The sequence below is a fragment of the Pseudotabrizicola sp. genome, assembly GCF_030656345.1.
In the GTDB taxonomy this organism is placed as follows: Bacteria; Pseudomonadota; Alphaproteobacteria; order Rhodobacterales; family Rhodobacteraceae; genus Pseudotabrizicola.
The window spans coordinates 138237-152522 of sequence record NZ_JAUSNR010000002.1; the positions used below are offsets into that span (position 1 = coordinate 138237).

The 14286-nt window shown below is 62.8% G+C and carries 13 protein-coding genes; 3 read left to right on the forward strand and 10 right to left on the reverse strand.

Annotated elements, in window-relative coordinates:
• Positions 1–177: 177 nt before the first annotated feature.
• The gene (locus Q7J44_RS00700; protein WP_304876021.1) at positions 178–1068 is read left to right on the forward strand and encodes an EamA family transporter; all 891 of its coding nucleotides are present in this window, start codon (positions 178–180) and stop codon (positions 1066–1068) included.
• Positions 1069–1111: 43 nt separating this feature from the next.
• On the opposite strand, the gene Q7J44_RS00705 is transcribed toward Q7J44_RS00700, so the two are convergent.
• The 10 genes from Q7J44_RS00705 to Q7J44_RS00750 form a co-directional block, all read right to left on the reverse strand.
• Complete coding sequence (locus Q7J44_RS00705; protein WP_304876023.1) at positions 1112–2170, reverse strand: sn-glycerol-3-phosphate import ATP-binding protein UgpC; 1059 nt, start codon at positions 2168–2170, stop codon at positions 1112–1114.
• Positions 2171–3040, reverse strand: coding sequence for a sn-glycerol-3-phosphate ABC transporter permease UgpE (gene ugpE, locus Q7J44_RS00710; RefSeq protein WP_304876025.1), 870 nt, complete (start codon positions 3038–3040; stop codon positions 2171–2173). It lies immediately after the preceding gene.
• Positions 3033–3914 (reverse strand): sn-glycerol-3-phosphate ABC transporter permease UgpA, encoded by an 882-nt coding sequence (gene ugpA, locus Q7J44_RS00715; RefSeq protein WP_304876027.1) that lies wholly within the window; start codon positions 3912–3914, stop codon positions 3033–3035. The genes ugpE and ugpA overlap by 8 nt, the downstream gene beginning before the upstream one ends.
• Before the next feature lie 81 nt (positions 3915–3995).
• Complete coding sequence (ugpB, locus tag Q7J44_RS00720; RefSeq protein ID WP_304876029.1) at positions 3996–5291, reverse strand: sn-glycerol-3-phosphate ABC transporter substrate-binding protein UgpB; 1296 nt, start codon at positions 5289–5291, stop codon at positions 3996–3998.
• Between the two features lie 333 nt (positions 5292–5624).
• Positions 5625–6452, reverse strand: a complete 828-nt coding sequence (gene cysW, locus Q7J44_RS00725) for a sulfate ABC transporter permease subunit CysW (RefSeq protein ID WP_304876031.1) — start codon at positions 6450–6452, stop codon at positions 5625–5627.
• A complete protein-coding gene (gene cysT / locus Q7J44_RS00730; RefSeq protein ID WP_304876033.1) occupies positions 6449–7291 on the reverse strand; it encodes a sulfate ABC transporter permease subunit CysT in 843 nt (280 codons plus the stop codon). Before cysT ends, cysW begins: the two co-directional genes overlap by 4 nt.
• Positions 7288–8289, reverse strand: a complete 1002-nt coding sequence (locus Q7J44_RS00735) for a sulfate ABC transporter substrate-binding protein (RefSeq protein ID WP_304876035.1) — start codon at positions 8287–8289, stop codon at positions 7288–7290. Before Q7J44_RS00735 ends, cysT begins: the two co-directional genes overlap by 4 nt.
• Positions 8286–9383 (reverse strand): sulfate/molybdate ABC transporter ATP-binding protein, encoded by a 1098-nt coding sequence (locus Q7J44_RS00740; RefSeq protein WP_304876037.1) that lies wholly within the window; start codon positions 9381–9383, stop codon positions 8286–8288. Before Q7J44_RS00740 ends, Q7J44_RS00735 begins: the two co-directional genes overlap by 4 nt.
• Positions 9384–9616: 233 nt before the next feature.
• The gene (locus tag Q7J44_RS00745; protein ID WP_304876039.1) at positions 9617–10690 is read right to left on the reverse strand and encodes a hybrid-cluster NAD(P)-dependent oxidoreductase; all 1074 of its coding nucleotides are present in this window, start codon (positions 10688–10690) and stop codon (positions 9617–9619) included.
• Between the two features lie 3 nt (positions 10691–10693).
• On the reverse strand, positions 10694–11932 hold the full coding sequence (locus tag Q7J44_RS00750) for an SRPBCC family protein (protein WP_304876041.1): 1239 nt from the start codon (positions 11930–11932) through the stop codon (positions 10694–10696).
• Positions 11933–12266: 334 nt separating this feature from the next.
• On the opposite strand from Q7J44_RS00750, the gene Q7J44_RS00755 reads away from it, so the two are divergent.
• Both Q7J44_RS00755 and Q7J44_RS00760 read left to right on the forward strand, forming a co-directional pair.
• A complete protein-coding gene (locus Q7J44_RS00755; protein ID WP_304876043.1) occupies positions 12267–12848 on the forward strand; it encodes an ANTAR domain-containing response regulator in 582 nt (193 codons plus the stop codon).
• On the forward strand, positions 12845–14020 hold the full coding sequence (locus Q7J44_RS00760) for an ABC transporter substrate-binding protein (protein ID WP_304876045.1): 1176 nt from the start codon (positions 12845–12847) through the stop codon (positions 14018–14020). Before Q7J44_RS00755 ends, Q7J44_RS00760 begins: the two co-directional genes overlap by 4 nt.
• Positions 14021–14286 lie beyond the last annotated feature (266 nt).

Below are 14286 nucleotides of genomic sequence, written 5' to 3' on the forward strand. Positions count from 1 at the left end.
GATAATCTCTGACACAGGCCAAACCGTTGCACCGGACAGTCGGGCGCAACCGGGCAAGCGTGGCGCAATAACAGTGGCATGGCAATATGTTAAGTGTCGCGGACAGGCCCCCGCTCCGCCCCCGGCAGGCCGCGCACGGTCTGGTCATCGCGTCCCGGCCATGGCATCACAACGCTGATGGAACTCTGGATCGCCTTCACGATTTTCGCCGCGCTGACGCAAACCCTGCGGTTCGCGCTGCAAAAGGCGCTGGGCAGTACCGGCCTGTCCCCCGGCGGGGCGACATTCGCACGCTTCCTGTTTGCCGCGCCCTTGGCCACCGCCGCGGCCTGCGCGCTTTATGTGCAACAGGGCGTCAGCCTGCCCCTGCCCGCGCCGTCATTCTTTGGCTATGTCGTGGTCGGTGGCATCGCCCAGATCATCGCCACCGAACTGACAGTCCGCCTGATGGGGATGCGCAGCTTTGCTACCGGCATCGCCTTCACCAAGACCGAGGTGTTGCAGGCCGCCGTCGCCTCGGCGCTTATTCTTGGGGAAATGGTGTCTTTGAGTGCGGGCCTTGCCATCGCCGTCGGCTTTGCCGGTCTGGTCAGCCTGTCCTTCCCGGCCGGGCGACTGGCGTTTGAAGGCAAGCCCGTGGTCTTCGGCCTTGCCGCAGGCGCGCTGTTTGCGGTGGCCGCGATCTGCTATCGCGGCGCCACCCTGGCGCTGGAACCGGCCCCGTTCCTGCTGCGCGCCCTGCTGGCGCTGGCCACCGCAACGGTGATCCAGTCGGTGATTATGGCGCTCTGGCTGGTGGTGCGCGAACCGGGGCAGATCCGCCGCGTGCTGCACGGCTGGCGCCGCACCGTGCCGGTGGGCGTCACCGGGCTGCTGGGCTCGCTGGGCTGGTTCGCGGCGTTTTCCCTGCAAAACGCGGCCTACGTCCGCGCGCTGGGACAGGTGGAGGTGATCTTTACCCTGCTGTTCTCCACCCTCTACTTCCGTGAAAAACTGGGTGCGCGTGAGGTGGCGGGGCTGCTCTTGGTGTCGCTGTCGGTGATTTTTCTGGTGCTGGGCACTGACTAGGGCGGGGAAGGGGGCACCGCTGCGGACGCCCCCGTCTTGGCGGCTAAAGCCGCCTGCCGGTCGCGGGCGAGAACAGGTGAATGCGCCCCTCTGCCGCTGCCACATGCAGCCGGTCGCCGCGTTTGGCCACCGTGTTGCCGGGCAGGCGCAGGGTCATCAGCACATCCGACCCTTCAATCACGCCATAGCCAAAGGCATCCGCCCCCAGCCATTCGACTGATTTGAGGATCACCGGAATCGACGGCACGTCAGCGTCGACCAGCTCCATATCCTCGGGCCGCAACCCCAGCCGCACCTCGCCGCTGGCCGGCAGCCCCGGCAGCGGCAGGCGCTGCCCGCCGGGCAGCACCGCGACGCCCGCCTCGGCCTGCACGGTAAAGATGTTCATCGCAGGCGAGCCGATAAACCCTGCCACAAACTCAGTGGCGGGGGTCATGTAGACCTCATGCGGGGTGGCGATCTGGTCGGCCACGCCCTTGTTCATCACGATCAGCCGGTCCGCGAGGGTCATCGCCTCCACCTGATCATGCGTCACATACAGCGTGGTCTGCCCGGTACGCTGGTGCAGCTCCTTGATCTGCAACCGCATCTGCACCCGCAGCTTGGCGTCCAGGTTCGACAGCGGCTCATCCAGCAGAAACGCCGCCGGTTCGCGCACCAAGGCCCGCCCCATCGCCACCCGCTGCCGCTGTCCGCCCGACAGGGCGCGCGGCTTGCGGTCCAGATAAGGCTCCAGCTCCAGCATCGTCGCTGCTTTGGCCACCCGCGCTTCTATCTCCGCCACCGGCATCTTGGCGATCTTCAGGCCGTAGGCCATATTTTCCCGCACGCTCATATGCGGGTACAAAGCGTAGTTCTGGAATACCATCGCAATATCGCGCTCGCGCGGTTCCAGATCGTTCACCACCCGGTCACCAATGGAAATCGTCCCGGCGCTGATCCCTTCCAGCCCCGCCACCATCCGCAGCAGGGTAGACTTGCCGCAGCCCGAAGGCCCGACGATCACCACGAATTCCCCGTTGGAAATGTCCATCGTGATCCCGTGGATCACCTCTTGCCCGGCATAGCTTTTGCGCAGGTCGTTCAGTTGGATATGTGCCATTTACTTCTCCGTCTCGACAAGGCCCTTCACGAACCAGCGCTGCATCAGCACGACCACAAGGATCGGCGGCAGGATCGCCAGCACCGAAGTCACCATGACAAGGTTCCAGGGGGTATCGGCATCGGCAAAAGAAACCATCTTCTTCAGCGCGATGACGATCGTGTTCATCTCATTCGAATTGGTGACCAGAAGCGGCCACAGATACTGCGTCCAGCCATAGATGAACTGGATCACGAAAATCGCCGCCACATTGGTCAGCGACAGCGGCCACAGGATATCCTTGAAGAACCGCCACGGCCCGGCCCCATCCACCCTGGCTGCTTCCAGCAGCTCATCGGGAATGGTCATGAAAAACTGCCGGAACAGCAGCGTCGCGGTGGCCGAGGCGATCAGGGGCAGGATCAGCCCGGCATAGGTGTCGATCAGCCCCAGATCCACCATCACCTTATAGGTCGGCTGGATCCGCACCTCGACCGGCAGCATAAGGGTGATGAAGATCAGCCAGAAACAGGCCATGCGGAACGGGAACTTGAAGAACACGATGGCATAGGCCGAGGCCATCGAAATCACGATCTTGCCCACCGCAATCCCCACCGCAATCAGCGTGGTATTGCCCAGCAGACGCCACAGGCTGACCCCGCCGATCCGGTTGATCTCGCCCGAGAACGCGCCCCGGTAGTTTTCATAGGCGTCCGACCCCGGCAACAACGGCAAAGGCGGGCGCAGGATTGTCTGCACCGAATGGGTCGAGGCGATAAAGACGTAATAGACCGGAAAGGCCACGATGATCACACCCAGGATCATCCACAGATGCGCCATTGTCCGGCCCACCCCGCGCGCCACCAGCGGGCCTTGCGTGCTGTTATCCATAATGCACCCGCTTTTCTATGAACCGGAACTGAAAGGCCGTCAGGCTGATCACGATCACCATCAGGATCACCGACTGCGCTGCGGAATCGCCCATGATCAGGTTCACGAACCCGTCGTTATAGACCTTGTAAACCAGCGTCTCGGTCGACCTGCCGGGGCCGCCACTGGTGACTGCATGGATGATGCCGAAGGTGTCGAACAGCGCATAAACCGTGTTCACCACCAGCAGGAAAAACGTCGTCGGCGTCAGCAGCGGAAAAACGATGGTCCAGAACGCGCGCCGCTTGGTCGCGCCGTCAATCGCCGCCGCTTCCAGCAGGGATTTCGGAATCGCCTGCAAACCGGCCACGAAGAACAGAAAGTTATAGCTGATCTGCTTCCATGTCGCCGCCGCCACCACCAGCGCCATCGCCTGATCCCCGTCCAGCAGCGGGTTCCAGTTGATGCCCAACTGCCGCAACGGCCAGGCCAGCGTGCCAAAGGACGGGTTGAACATGAACAGCCATAGCATCCCCGCAATCGCCGGGGCCACGGCATAGGGCCAGATCATCAGGGTGCGATACACCCCTTTGCCGCGCACGATCTTTTCCACCTGCACCGCAAGGAAAAGCGCAATCGTCATGGCAAAAAACGCGACCAGCACCGAAAAAACCACCGTGACCTGCGCCGCATTCAGATAGGCCGGATCGTTCAGAACCTTGCGGAAATTCGCCAGCCCCACAAATGTCGACGACAGGCCGAACGGGTCTTCGCGCAGTACAGACTGGCGAAAGGCCTGCGCGGCAGGCCAGTAGAAAAAGATCAGGGTAATCGCCAGTTGCGGCGCCAGCAAAAGCCAGGGCAGCAGCTTGTGCGGAAAGACGGTGCGTCGCATCCACAATCCTTGCTTGCGTCAAAGTCGGAAGAAAAAGGCGCACACCGGCACTGGGCCGGTGTGCGCCCGGGGGTAGCCGGATCAGCCGCCCGTTGCTTCGCGGATCGCGGCATTGCCGCGCTCGGCCGCGTTGTTCAGCGCCTGTTCAGCGGTCTGCTGACCAGCGAGCATCTTTTCATACTCTTCGTTCTGGATATCGCGCAGCTGCGGCAGGTTCGGGGCGCGCACGCCTTTCGAATTTGCCGTCGGTTCCTTGCCCGACATCTGCAGGATCGGTACTTCACGCGCCGGGTTGGTGTCATAGAAACCCGAAGCCTTGGTCGCCTCATAGGCGGCCAGAGTCACCGGCAGATAGCCCGACTGTTCGTGCAGGAACTGCTGCACTTCGGTCTGAGACAGATAGTTGAAGAAGGTGCCGACACCTTTGTAAACCTCATCCGACTTGCCGCCCATCACCCAAAGCGAGGCACCGCCCGGCGTGGTGTTCTGCGGCGCACCTTCTGCGGTTTCGTCATAGGGCAGCTGGCCGATGCCATAGTTCATGCCCGATTTGACGATATCGCCAAGCCCGCCCGAGCTTTCGGTCAGAATCCCGCACTCGCCCGAGGTAAAGTTCTGCTTGGCTTCCGACGTGCGGCCGCCATAGACGAACACGCCTTCCTTGCCCAGATCAGCCAGTTCCTGGAAATGCTTGACGAACAGCGGCCCATTGATCGCCAGCTCCGGGTTGCCTGCCAGACCGTTTTCGTTGCTGGCCCAGGACACGTTGTTCCAGGCGGCAAAGTTTTCGGTGTGAATCCAGGTCAGCCAGGTCGAGGTATAACCACAGGTGGCCGCACCGCTGGATTTGATCTGCCGTGCAGCGGCCCAGACTTCGGCCCAAGTGGTCGGCGGAGCGTCAACGTCCAGCCCGGCCTTCTCGAAGATATCCTTGTTGTAATACAGGATCGGCGAGGACGAGTTGTAGGGGAACGACAGCATCTCGCCTTCGGGGCTGGAATAATAGCCCACGATGCCCTGCAGATACTCGCTTTTGTCAAAGGTGAAGCCGGCCTCGCTCAGCACTTCGGCCACCGGCTTGATGGCCCCTTGCGCGCCCATCATGACCCCGGTGCCCACGTCGAACACCTGAATGATGTCAGGGGCCTGCCCTGCACGGAACGCGGCGATGCCTGCGTTCAGGGTTTCAGGATAGGTGCCTTTGAAGACGGGTTTGACCACGTAATCGGTCTGGCTGGCATTGAAATCGGCGGCGATTTTCTCGACCACTTCCGAGTTCGCGCCGGTCATGGCATGCCACCAGGAAATCTCGGTCTGGGCCTGCGCTGCCATTGGCAGCGACATCAACCCGATAGCCCACAGGTTTACGGTTTTCATATGTGTCTTCCTCCTAGGGATTTGCTGACTGGGCACCTATTCCCGATAGACATGTCATCCATGTAACAATCGGCCTCCCCGACGCCCATTCATTTGTAACAAAGGAAGATTTTTTACCGGAAAGTCAATTGTCATGCGGCAAAGCGCAAAATGACCCTAGGGAAACGCCCGCCCTGCGGCATTGGCCGGGGCGGGGTGGGGGAACTTTGGCGGGCGCTGTGATGGGGGGTTAAGTGTTAAAACTCCCCTAAAATTTAAAAAGCCAAGCCTTTGAATTAACGTGTTTCTCACCACTGGAACACAAGGGGACGCTCGTGTCACAAGGCCCCTGCCTCAAGCGCCCCGCCGCCCCTCCAGCACCGCCTTGACCACCAGCGCCACCAAAGCCAGCAGGGTCAGCACCGACGCCGCCGCAAAAGCCCCGGTCGCGTTCAGATCGTTGAACAACAGCTCCACATGCAAGGGCAGGGTGTTGGTCTGGCCCCGGATATTGCCCGACACCACCGACACCCCGCCAAACTCCCCCACCGCCCGGGCGGTGCAAAGGACGGCCCCATACAGCAAGGCCCAGCGGATGTTGGGCAGGGTCACACGGGCAAACATCTGCCAGCCCGATGCGCCCAAAGTCAGCGCCGCCTGCTCCTGCTCCGACCCCTGCGATTGCATCAACGGCAGCACCTCGCGGGCAACAAACGGCGCGGTCACGAACATCGTGACCAGCACAATGCCGGGCAGGGCAAACATCACCTGCAGATCATTGGCCTGCAACCACGGGCCCAGCAACCCCTGCCGCCCATACAGCAGCAGGTAGCAGATGCCCGCGATGATCGGAGAGATTGAAAACGGGATCTCGATCGCCGTCACCAGAATGCTGCGCCCCGGAAAGCGGAATCGCGCCACCGCCCACGCCGCCGCGATGCCAAAGGCAATGTTGACCGGCACCACGATCAGCGCGACAACGCTGGTCAGCCAGATTGCATGCACCGTCGCCGGATGCATCAGGTTGGCGGCATAGACCCGCCAGCCTTCGCCAAAGGCGCGGGCAAAGATATAGGCCAGCGGTGCCACCACGATCAGCAGCGTCAGCGTGACCGCCACCCCGATCAACATGCGCGGCATCAGCCGGGTCCGGGCCGGGTTCATCGCAAGCGTCTGCATCATACCCCCTTGAACCGCAAAGCCCAGGCCTGCAGCCGGTTTGACACCACCAGCAGGATCAGCGCGAACATCAGCAGCACCAGCGCAATCGCCGATGCGCCCTGATAGTCAAATTCCTCCAGCCGGATAAAGGCCAGCAACGCCGCAATCTCTGTCCGGAACGGCAGATTGCCTGCGATGAACACAATCGCCCCCAACTCGCCCAGAGACCGCGCAAAGGCGATGGTGCAGCCCGCCAGCCACGCCGGCAAAATTTGCGGGAACACCACGCGGGCAAAGATCGCCCCCTCCGACGCGCCCAGCGTGCGCGCCGCCTGCTCATAGGCCGGGTCCAGATCCTCCAGCACCGGCTGCACGGTGCGCACCACAAAGGGCACCGAGGTGAAGGCCATCGCCAAGGCGACGCCCCAGATCGTATAGACGATGGAAATTCCCTGCGGCTCCAGCCATTGGCCGATCCAGCCATTGGCCGAAAACAGCGCGGTCAGCGACAATCCCGCCACCGCCGTCGGCAGGGCAAAGGGAATATCCATCAGCGCATCCAAAATGCGCTTGCCCGGAAACTCATAGCGCACCAGCACCCATGCCATCAGAAGGCCGTAAACCGCGTTGAAGGCGGTCGCGATCACCGCCGCGGTGATCGTGACCTGAAACGCCGCAATCGCCCGCGGTGCGGTGACGATTCCCCAGAACCGCGCCGGGCCGATCTCGGCCCCTTTCAGGATCAGCGCCAGCACCGGGATCAGGATGATCACGGTCAGGTACAGCAGCGTCGTGCCAAGGCTCAGCGTGAACCCCGGCAAGACGCGCTTGGCGCGGATGGGCGCGGCGGCAAAGATCATTGGTTTACAAAGACCTGATCAAGGATCGCGCCGTCAGCCAGATGCTCGGCGCGGATCGCATCCCAGCCGCCGAACACCTCATCCACCGTGACCAGCCGCACTTCGGGAAAGTCGGCGGCGTATTTTGCGGCGATTTCGGCGTCATTAACCCGGTAGAAGTTCTGCGCCAGAATGTCCTGCGCCTCTGGCGAATACAGCCATTCCAGATAGGCGGTCGCCACCTCGGTCGTGCCCTTCTTGTCGGCGTTTTCGGCCACCACCGCTGCGGGGAAGGCCGCGAACAGCGACAGCGATGGCGTCACGCGCTCGAACCCTTGGGCGGCATATTCCCGGGCAATGCCGCCGGTTTCGGCCTCAAACGTCACCAGCACATCGCCCAGTTCACGCTCGGCAAAGGTCTGCGTCGCCGCACGCCCGCCAGTGTCGAACACCGGAACCGAAGACAGGATCGCCTTCACAAACTCCTGCGCCTTCGCGTGGTCGCCGCCGTTCTGCTCCAGCCCATAGGCATAGGCCGCAAGGTAGGTATAGCGCGCGTTGCCGCTGGTTTTCGGGTTGGGGAAGATCGGTGCCACGTCTTCGCGGGCAAGATCCGACCAGTCCTGAATGTTCTTGGGGTTGCCGGCGCGGACAAGGAACGCGGGCAGTGAGTAATAGGGTGAGGCTCCGTTGGGCAGCGCATCACGCCAGTCGGCGGGCAACAGGCCGCCTTCGGCCAGCACGTCGATGTCGGTCTCCTGATTGAAGGTCACCACATCGGCCTGCAAGCCTTCCAGAATGGCGCGGGCCTGACGCGAGGACCCGCCATGGCTTTGGTCGATGGTCAGATCACGGCCGGTGTCGGCCTTCCACTTGGCGATGAACGCGGGGTTCAGCGCCTCGAACAGCTCACGCGCGATGTCATAGCTGACGTTCAGGATGCTGTCCTGCGCGGCGACTGGCGAAGCCGCGCCCAGAGTGGCGGCCAGAACGGCAGCCTTGATCAATCCGTGTTTCATTGGCGTTTCTCCTTGAGAATGGGAAGCGGACGCGGCGCACCATTTTGTGCGACGCCGTCCAAAGGAAAGACCGCGCCGGTCAGCGGGCGCAGGCGGAAAGCGGTGCCGGGGAAAAGATCCGGCGCAGAATGGCGTGGCAGATCGACCGGAATTTCAGTGCCATCCGTGTGGCGCAGCCTTGCGCGGATCATCGCGCCGTTGCTGGCCTTGTGTGTCAGAGTCCAGGGGCTGGCAGGGTCAGCATAAAGCGTGATGGCATCGGGGCGCAGGAACAGCTGTGCTGGCCCATCCGCCATCGCCCGACGCTCTACTGCGGTGGCATCCAGCCCCGCCGCCTCGGCCCGCCCGGCGCGCAAGGTCACGGGCAGTTCCACCACCGCGCCCATAAAGCGGGCGACAAAAGGTGATGCGGGGTGATCGTGGATCTGGTCGGCAGACCCGATCTGCTCGATCCGGCCTTCGCCCATCACCACGACACGGTCGGCGAGCTCAAACGCCTCTTCCTGATCATGGGTCACGAACAGCGTGGTTGACCCCGTCGCCTGATGCACCTCGCGCAGCCAAGCCCGCAGGTCGCGGCGGATCGCGGCATCCAGCGCGCCAAAGGGTTCGTCCAGCAGCAGCACCGCAGGTTCGATGGCAAGTGCGCGCCCCAAGGCTACCCGCTGGCGCTGACCGCCCGACAACTGCGCCGGAAAGCGGTCGGACAGGTGCGGAATCTGCAACAGGCCCAGCAGGTCATCGACCTTTGCCGCAATCGCCGCTTTTGCCGGACGCTCCGCCTTTATGCGCACGGTCAGGCCAAAGGCGATGTTGTCGCGCACGGTCATATGCGGGAACAGGGCGTAATGCTGGAACACAAAGCCGATCCGCCGCTTTTGCGCGGGCAGGGGCAGCCAGTCCTGCCCGTTGACCATCAGCCCACCGGCATCGGGCCAGTCCAGCCCGGCGATGATCTTCAGCAGCGTGGTCTTGCCCGAGCCTGATGGCCCAAGCAGCGCCACCAGTTCCCCGTCGTTGATCGTCAGATCAATGCCGCGCAGAACCGTGGTCTGGTCGAAGCTCTTGGTCAGCGATGATATGGCGATTGTCATGCGAGTCTTCCTGTGCTCGCCGTGAAATGCGCCGATATCGGGCGCAGTTCAATGGCTGCGCTCGATGCTAACCCGTTCGTTTCCGTGTGGAATTGGAATAACGTTCCGGGCCGGTCCAGCGCAGGCCCGGTGTCGTCCGCACAGGCCCCGGTCTGGCGGAACCCTGTGCGCCCCGGTGTCGCCGCGTCATGACGTGGTTCTTTTTCACCAGGGCCAAGGGATTTTGCGGGGGATCAGACCTCGACGCTAACCCGCCCGATCGGGTTTGAACAGCAGGCCAGAATGAAGCCTTCAGCGATTTCGTCATCCGAAATGCCGCCGTTGTGGACCATATGCACCTCGCCAGCGGTTTTGCGCACCTTGCAGGTGCCGCACAGACCAAAGGTGCAGCCCGAGGGGATGTTCAGCCCGGCCTTGCGCGCCACGGCCAGCACCGTATCGGTTTCCGCACAGGCGGCAGTGACGCCGGATGTGGTGAAGGTGACAGCGGCCCGGATATCGGCGTCGGGCACCACATCGGTGATCGGTTCGGCGTCGCTTGCCTTGCGAACCGGCGCGCCGAAACTTTCCTGATGATAGCGGTCCATGTCATAGCCGATCGACACCAGCATTTCACGCACCGACTGCATGAACGGTTCCGGCCCGCAGCAGAACACCTCGCGTTCCAGATAATCGGGCGCCATCAGGCCCAGCATGATCTGGCTCAGCCGCCCCTGAAACCCGTGCCAGGTGCGGAACGGGTCGGGTTCTTCCACTGTGAAGCGCAGTTTCAGCCCCGGCACCCGGTTGGCAAACTGCTCCAGCCGCTCGCGGAAGATGATCTCGGACGGGCGTTTTGCGGCGTGGACAAAGGCGATGTCGGGCATCTCGCCGGAATCCCAGGCCCAGGTGGTCATCGACATCATCGGCGTGATGCCGGACCCTGCCGAGATGAACAGGTATTTCTGCGCCGGATGGCGGTGAAAGCTGAAAATCCCCGAAGGCCCGTAAGCCTTGATCCGCATACCGGGTTTCAGATGATTCAGCATCCAGCGGGTGCCGATGGAGTCGGCCTGTGCCTTGACGGTGACCGAAATCGACAGCGGGCGCGACGGGCTGGAACTGATGGTATAGGTGCGCTGAATGTTGCCGCCGGGCACCGGCAGATCAAGGGTCACGAACTGCCCCGGCTGATAGTCGAACCACGCGCCAGACGGCGCGCGGAAGGTAAAGCTGGCGGTGTCAGCCGTATCCGGCACCACCATGGCGCATTCCAGCGGCTCAGAGTCCTGCCACGGCTTGGCGGCCCAGTTCATCTGGTTTGGCATGGTCTACTCTGCCGCCAGTGACGGGGCCGGGGTCAGCTTTTTGCCCATCGTGTCGCAATACCAGTCGATGAACTGGATCACGCCTTCTTCCTGAATCGGCGAATAGGGGCCGGGTTCATAGGCGGGCGACAGGATGCCTTTCTGGTTTTCCTCGACCACCTGACGGTCTTCGTCATTGGTGGTCAGCCAGACCTCGGTCAGGGTTTTCAGGTCGTAATCCTTGCCTTCGACCGCATCCTTGTGAACCAGCCAGTTTGTCGTGACCTCTGTCTCGGTCGGGCTGATCGGCAGCACGCGGAAGGTGATGGCATGGTCGCCAAGAAAATGGTTCCAGGTGTTGGGGTAGTGGTACATCAGCAGGCTGCCCGCATCGTTGAACGGCATGGTGCCGATGCGCCTTTGTACGGCCGCCTTGGTGCTCATCGTGTAGCTTTCGGCGTTGTTCAGCAGCGGGACGCGCGCCAGCCGCCACTGGTAGTCCGCCCCATGCACAAAGCGCGACGGCAGGCCGGCGGCTTCGCAACGGGTCCAATGCTCCAGAATTTCCGGGCTGGCCGAATGCGGACCATCCATCGCCCCCATCTTGGGGTTGTCTGAAAAGGTGCGGCACAGCGATGGATGCGATCCGCCGCAATGATAGCATTCGCGGTTGTTTTCGATCACCAGCTTCCAGTTGCCTTTTTCGATGATGCTGGACGAAAACGCGATCTTGGTATCGGCAAGGCCCGACGGGGCCAGATAGGTGGCGGCGGTGCGCGCCAGTTCGGCAATGGCCGGGGGCACTTCGGCAAGGCAGATGTAGATGACGCCGCCCAGATCGACGCAATGCACCTTTTTCAGACCATAGGCGGCCGGGTTGAAATCCTCGCCCATGTCGCGGGCCCAGGCCAGCTTGCCATCCAGATCATAGGTCCACTGATGGTAAGGGCAGACCAGTTTGGTCACAGTGCCGCTGGTCTTGGCGCAGAGCCTTTGTCCGCGATGGCGGCAGACGTTGTGAAAGGCGCGGATGCGGCCATCGGTGCCGCGCACGATCACCACCGGATAATCCCCGACCTGCAGGGTCGCATACGACCCGGCCTTGACCAGTTCACAAGATGGCACGGCGAACAGCCATTCCTTGTACCAGATCTGATCCAGATCGGTCTGATAGACACCCGGATCGCAGTATAATTCGCGCGACAGGGCAAAGTTTGCCTTGTGCGACTGGAAATGGTTTCGGATTTCGTCCTGGCTCAGCATCTGGACCTCGCTCTGCCCAATTCTCCGCTGTCGTCAGCGGCATCCTAAAGCGCCAAGATACGGAAGTCGCCGCGCCTGTCGTATCGCAGCGCCGACTTGGCGTGATCGCTTTCCGACTTTGCGGAAATTTGCCGGTTCAGACGCGGTGGGCGGATGGGCTTGCCGCGCCCGTGCGCACGGCGGTGCAATCTGTTCGTGCGACGATTAAGTTAACGGCAGACCGGGGAAATATGGAGAATTTTCGGGCGGTTTTCGGGGTCAGTGACCCCGCAGGCCACAGGCAGATCGCCCCTGCTCTTGCTCCGCCGCTTTTCAGTCTGACGGGGTGATCCTCATGGCAAGGCTTTCCATCATTGTGGTCGAGCGCGACCGGGAACGGGCGCTGCGCATTGTCGATGGTCTTATGGCCTCGGGCGATCATGCCATCACGGTCATTTCCGAAAAAACCGGCCTGGCGCGGCGGATCGCCGAGCAAAAGCCCGACATCGTGCTGATCGACGTGGCCGACCCGTCGCGCGACGTGCTGGAAGAACTGGCGCTGGTGTCCGGCCCGATGGAACGCCCGGTGGCGATGTTCGTCGACCGCTCCGATGAGCAGCTGACCCGCGCCGCGATAGAGGCCGGGGTGTCGGCCTATGTGGTGGATGGCTTGCAGCCGGAACGGATCAAGCCGGTGCTGGATGCCGCCATCGCCCGGTTTCACATGTTCCAGAAAATGCGCGCCGAACTGGCCGCCACCAAGGCCGCGCTGGAGGATCGCAAGATCATTGACCGCGCCAAGGCCATTCTGATGAAAGCGCGCGGGATTGACGAGGAAGCCGCCTATGCGCTGCTGCGCAAGACCGCGATGGATCAGAAACGCCGCGTGGCCGACATTGCGCAGCAGCTGGTGATGGCGGCGGGGCTGCTGACATGAGCCTGACCACGCTGCGCCTTGGCTATGTGCCGCTGACCGACGCCGCCCCGCTGATCGTGGCGCAAGAGCTTGGCTTTGCCGCGGAAGAGGGGCTGCACCTTGATCTGATCCGGGTGCAAAGCTGGGCGCAAAGCCGTGACCTGCTGGGCATGGGCGGCATTGATGCGGCGCATATGCTGGTGCCGCTGCCGATTGCGCAGACGCTGGGGCTTGGCCCGGACTATCCCCGGTTTGATCTGGTGATGATGCTGTCGGTGGGCGGGCAGGCCATTGCGGTCAGCGCGGCGCTGGCCAATGCGATGCGGGCGCAGGGGCATGGCTTTGGTTTTGATGATCCGGTTGCGGCACGCAACGCGCTGGGCGCAGTGGCGGGCGGGCAGTTGCGTGTGGGCGTGCCGTTTCCGTTCTCGACACAGGCCGAACTGGTGCGCCGCTGGCTGGACGGCACGGAACTGGCCGCAGGTGTCACCATCCACACTGTGCCGCCGCCGCTGATGGCCGATGCGCTGGCGGCGGGTGAGGTCGATGCGTTTTGCGTGGGCGAGCCTTGGGCCTCGTACGCGGTGGAAACCGGGGTCGGCGCGCTGTTGCTGGCCGGGCGGGCGATCTGGGCCTCGCCGCCCGAAAAGGGGCTGGTGCTGACCCGTGATTTTACCGAAAGCCGCGCGGAGGAAACCGGGCGGCTGATGCGCGCGGTCTGGCGCGCCTGCCGTTGGCTGGACCGGCCTGACAATCGCGGCACGGCCGCCGAAATCCTGTCGCGCCCGGACTATCTGAACCTGGCACCGGAACTGACCGAACGCGGCCTTCTGGGCCGGTTGCACATCAGTGCGGCGGGTGAGGTGCGGCAGTTTCCCGGCTTTATCCGCTTTCACGAGGGTGGGGCGAATTTCCCGTGGCGCAGTCTGGCGGCGCTGCTGGCACGGCGGATCGCCGGGCTGCACGGGCTGGACGTGGCGCGCGCGATGGAACAGGCGACGGAATGCTTCCGCACCGATCTATACCGCCAGCATCTGCGCAGTGCAGGGGCCGATCTGCCGGGCGCGTCAGCCCGGATTGAAGGCGCGATGGCGCATCCGACCGCTGTGGCGTCAGAGAAGGGCCAGATGATTCTGGCCCCGGATGCGTTTTTTGACGGCGAAACCTATGATCCGGCGTTTGCTTTGCGCTGAAGGATTCAGCAGACCCTTGCAGCTTTGCGCAAATGTCATGCTGCACTTGCGATGCAGCAGCGCAGCGCTTGACCGGCGGGTCGGAACGGTCGCATGCTGATAAGCAAGATCAAAGGCAATGGCGCTTTCGATCTGACAATCTTCCGCAAAGATGCGGTCCCCCAAAATGGCAATGCCGCCACCCATCCTGTCCTCAACCCGAGGCAGCGATCGAGGTGGCTTTTTGCTGTTCAGCCCAAGCCCGCCGCGCATCCGCCGGCCCGGCC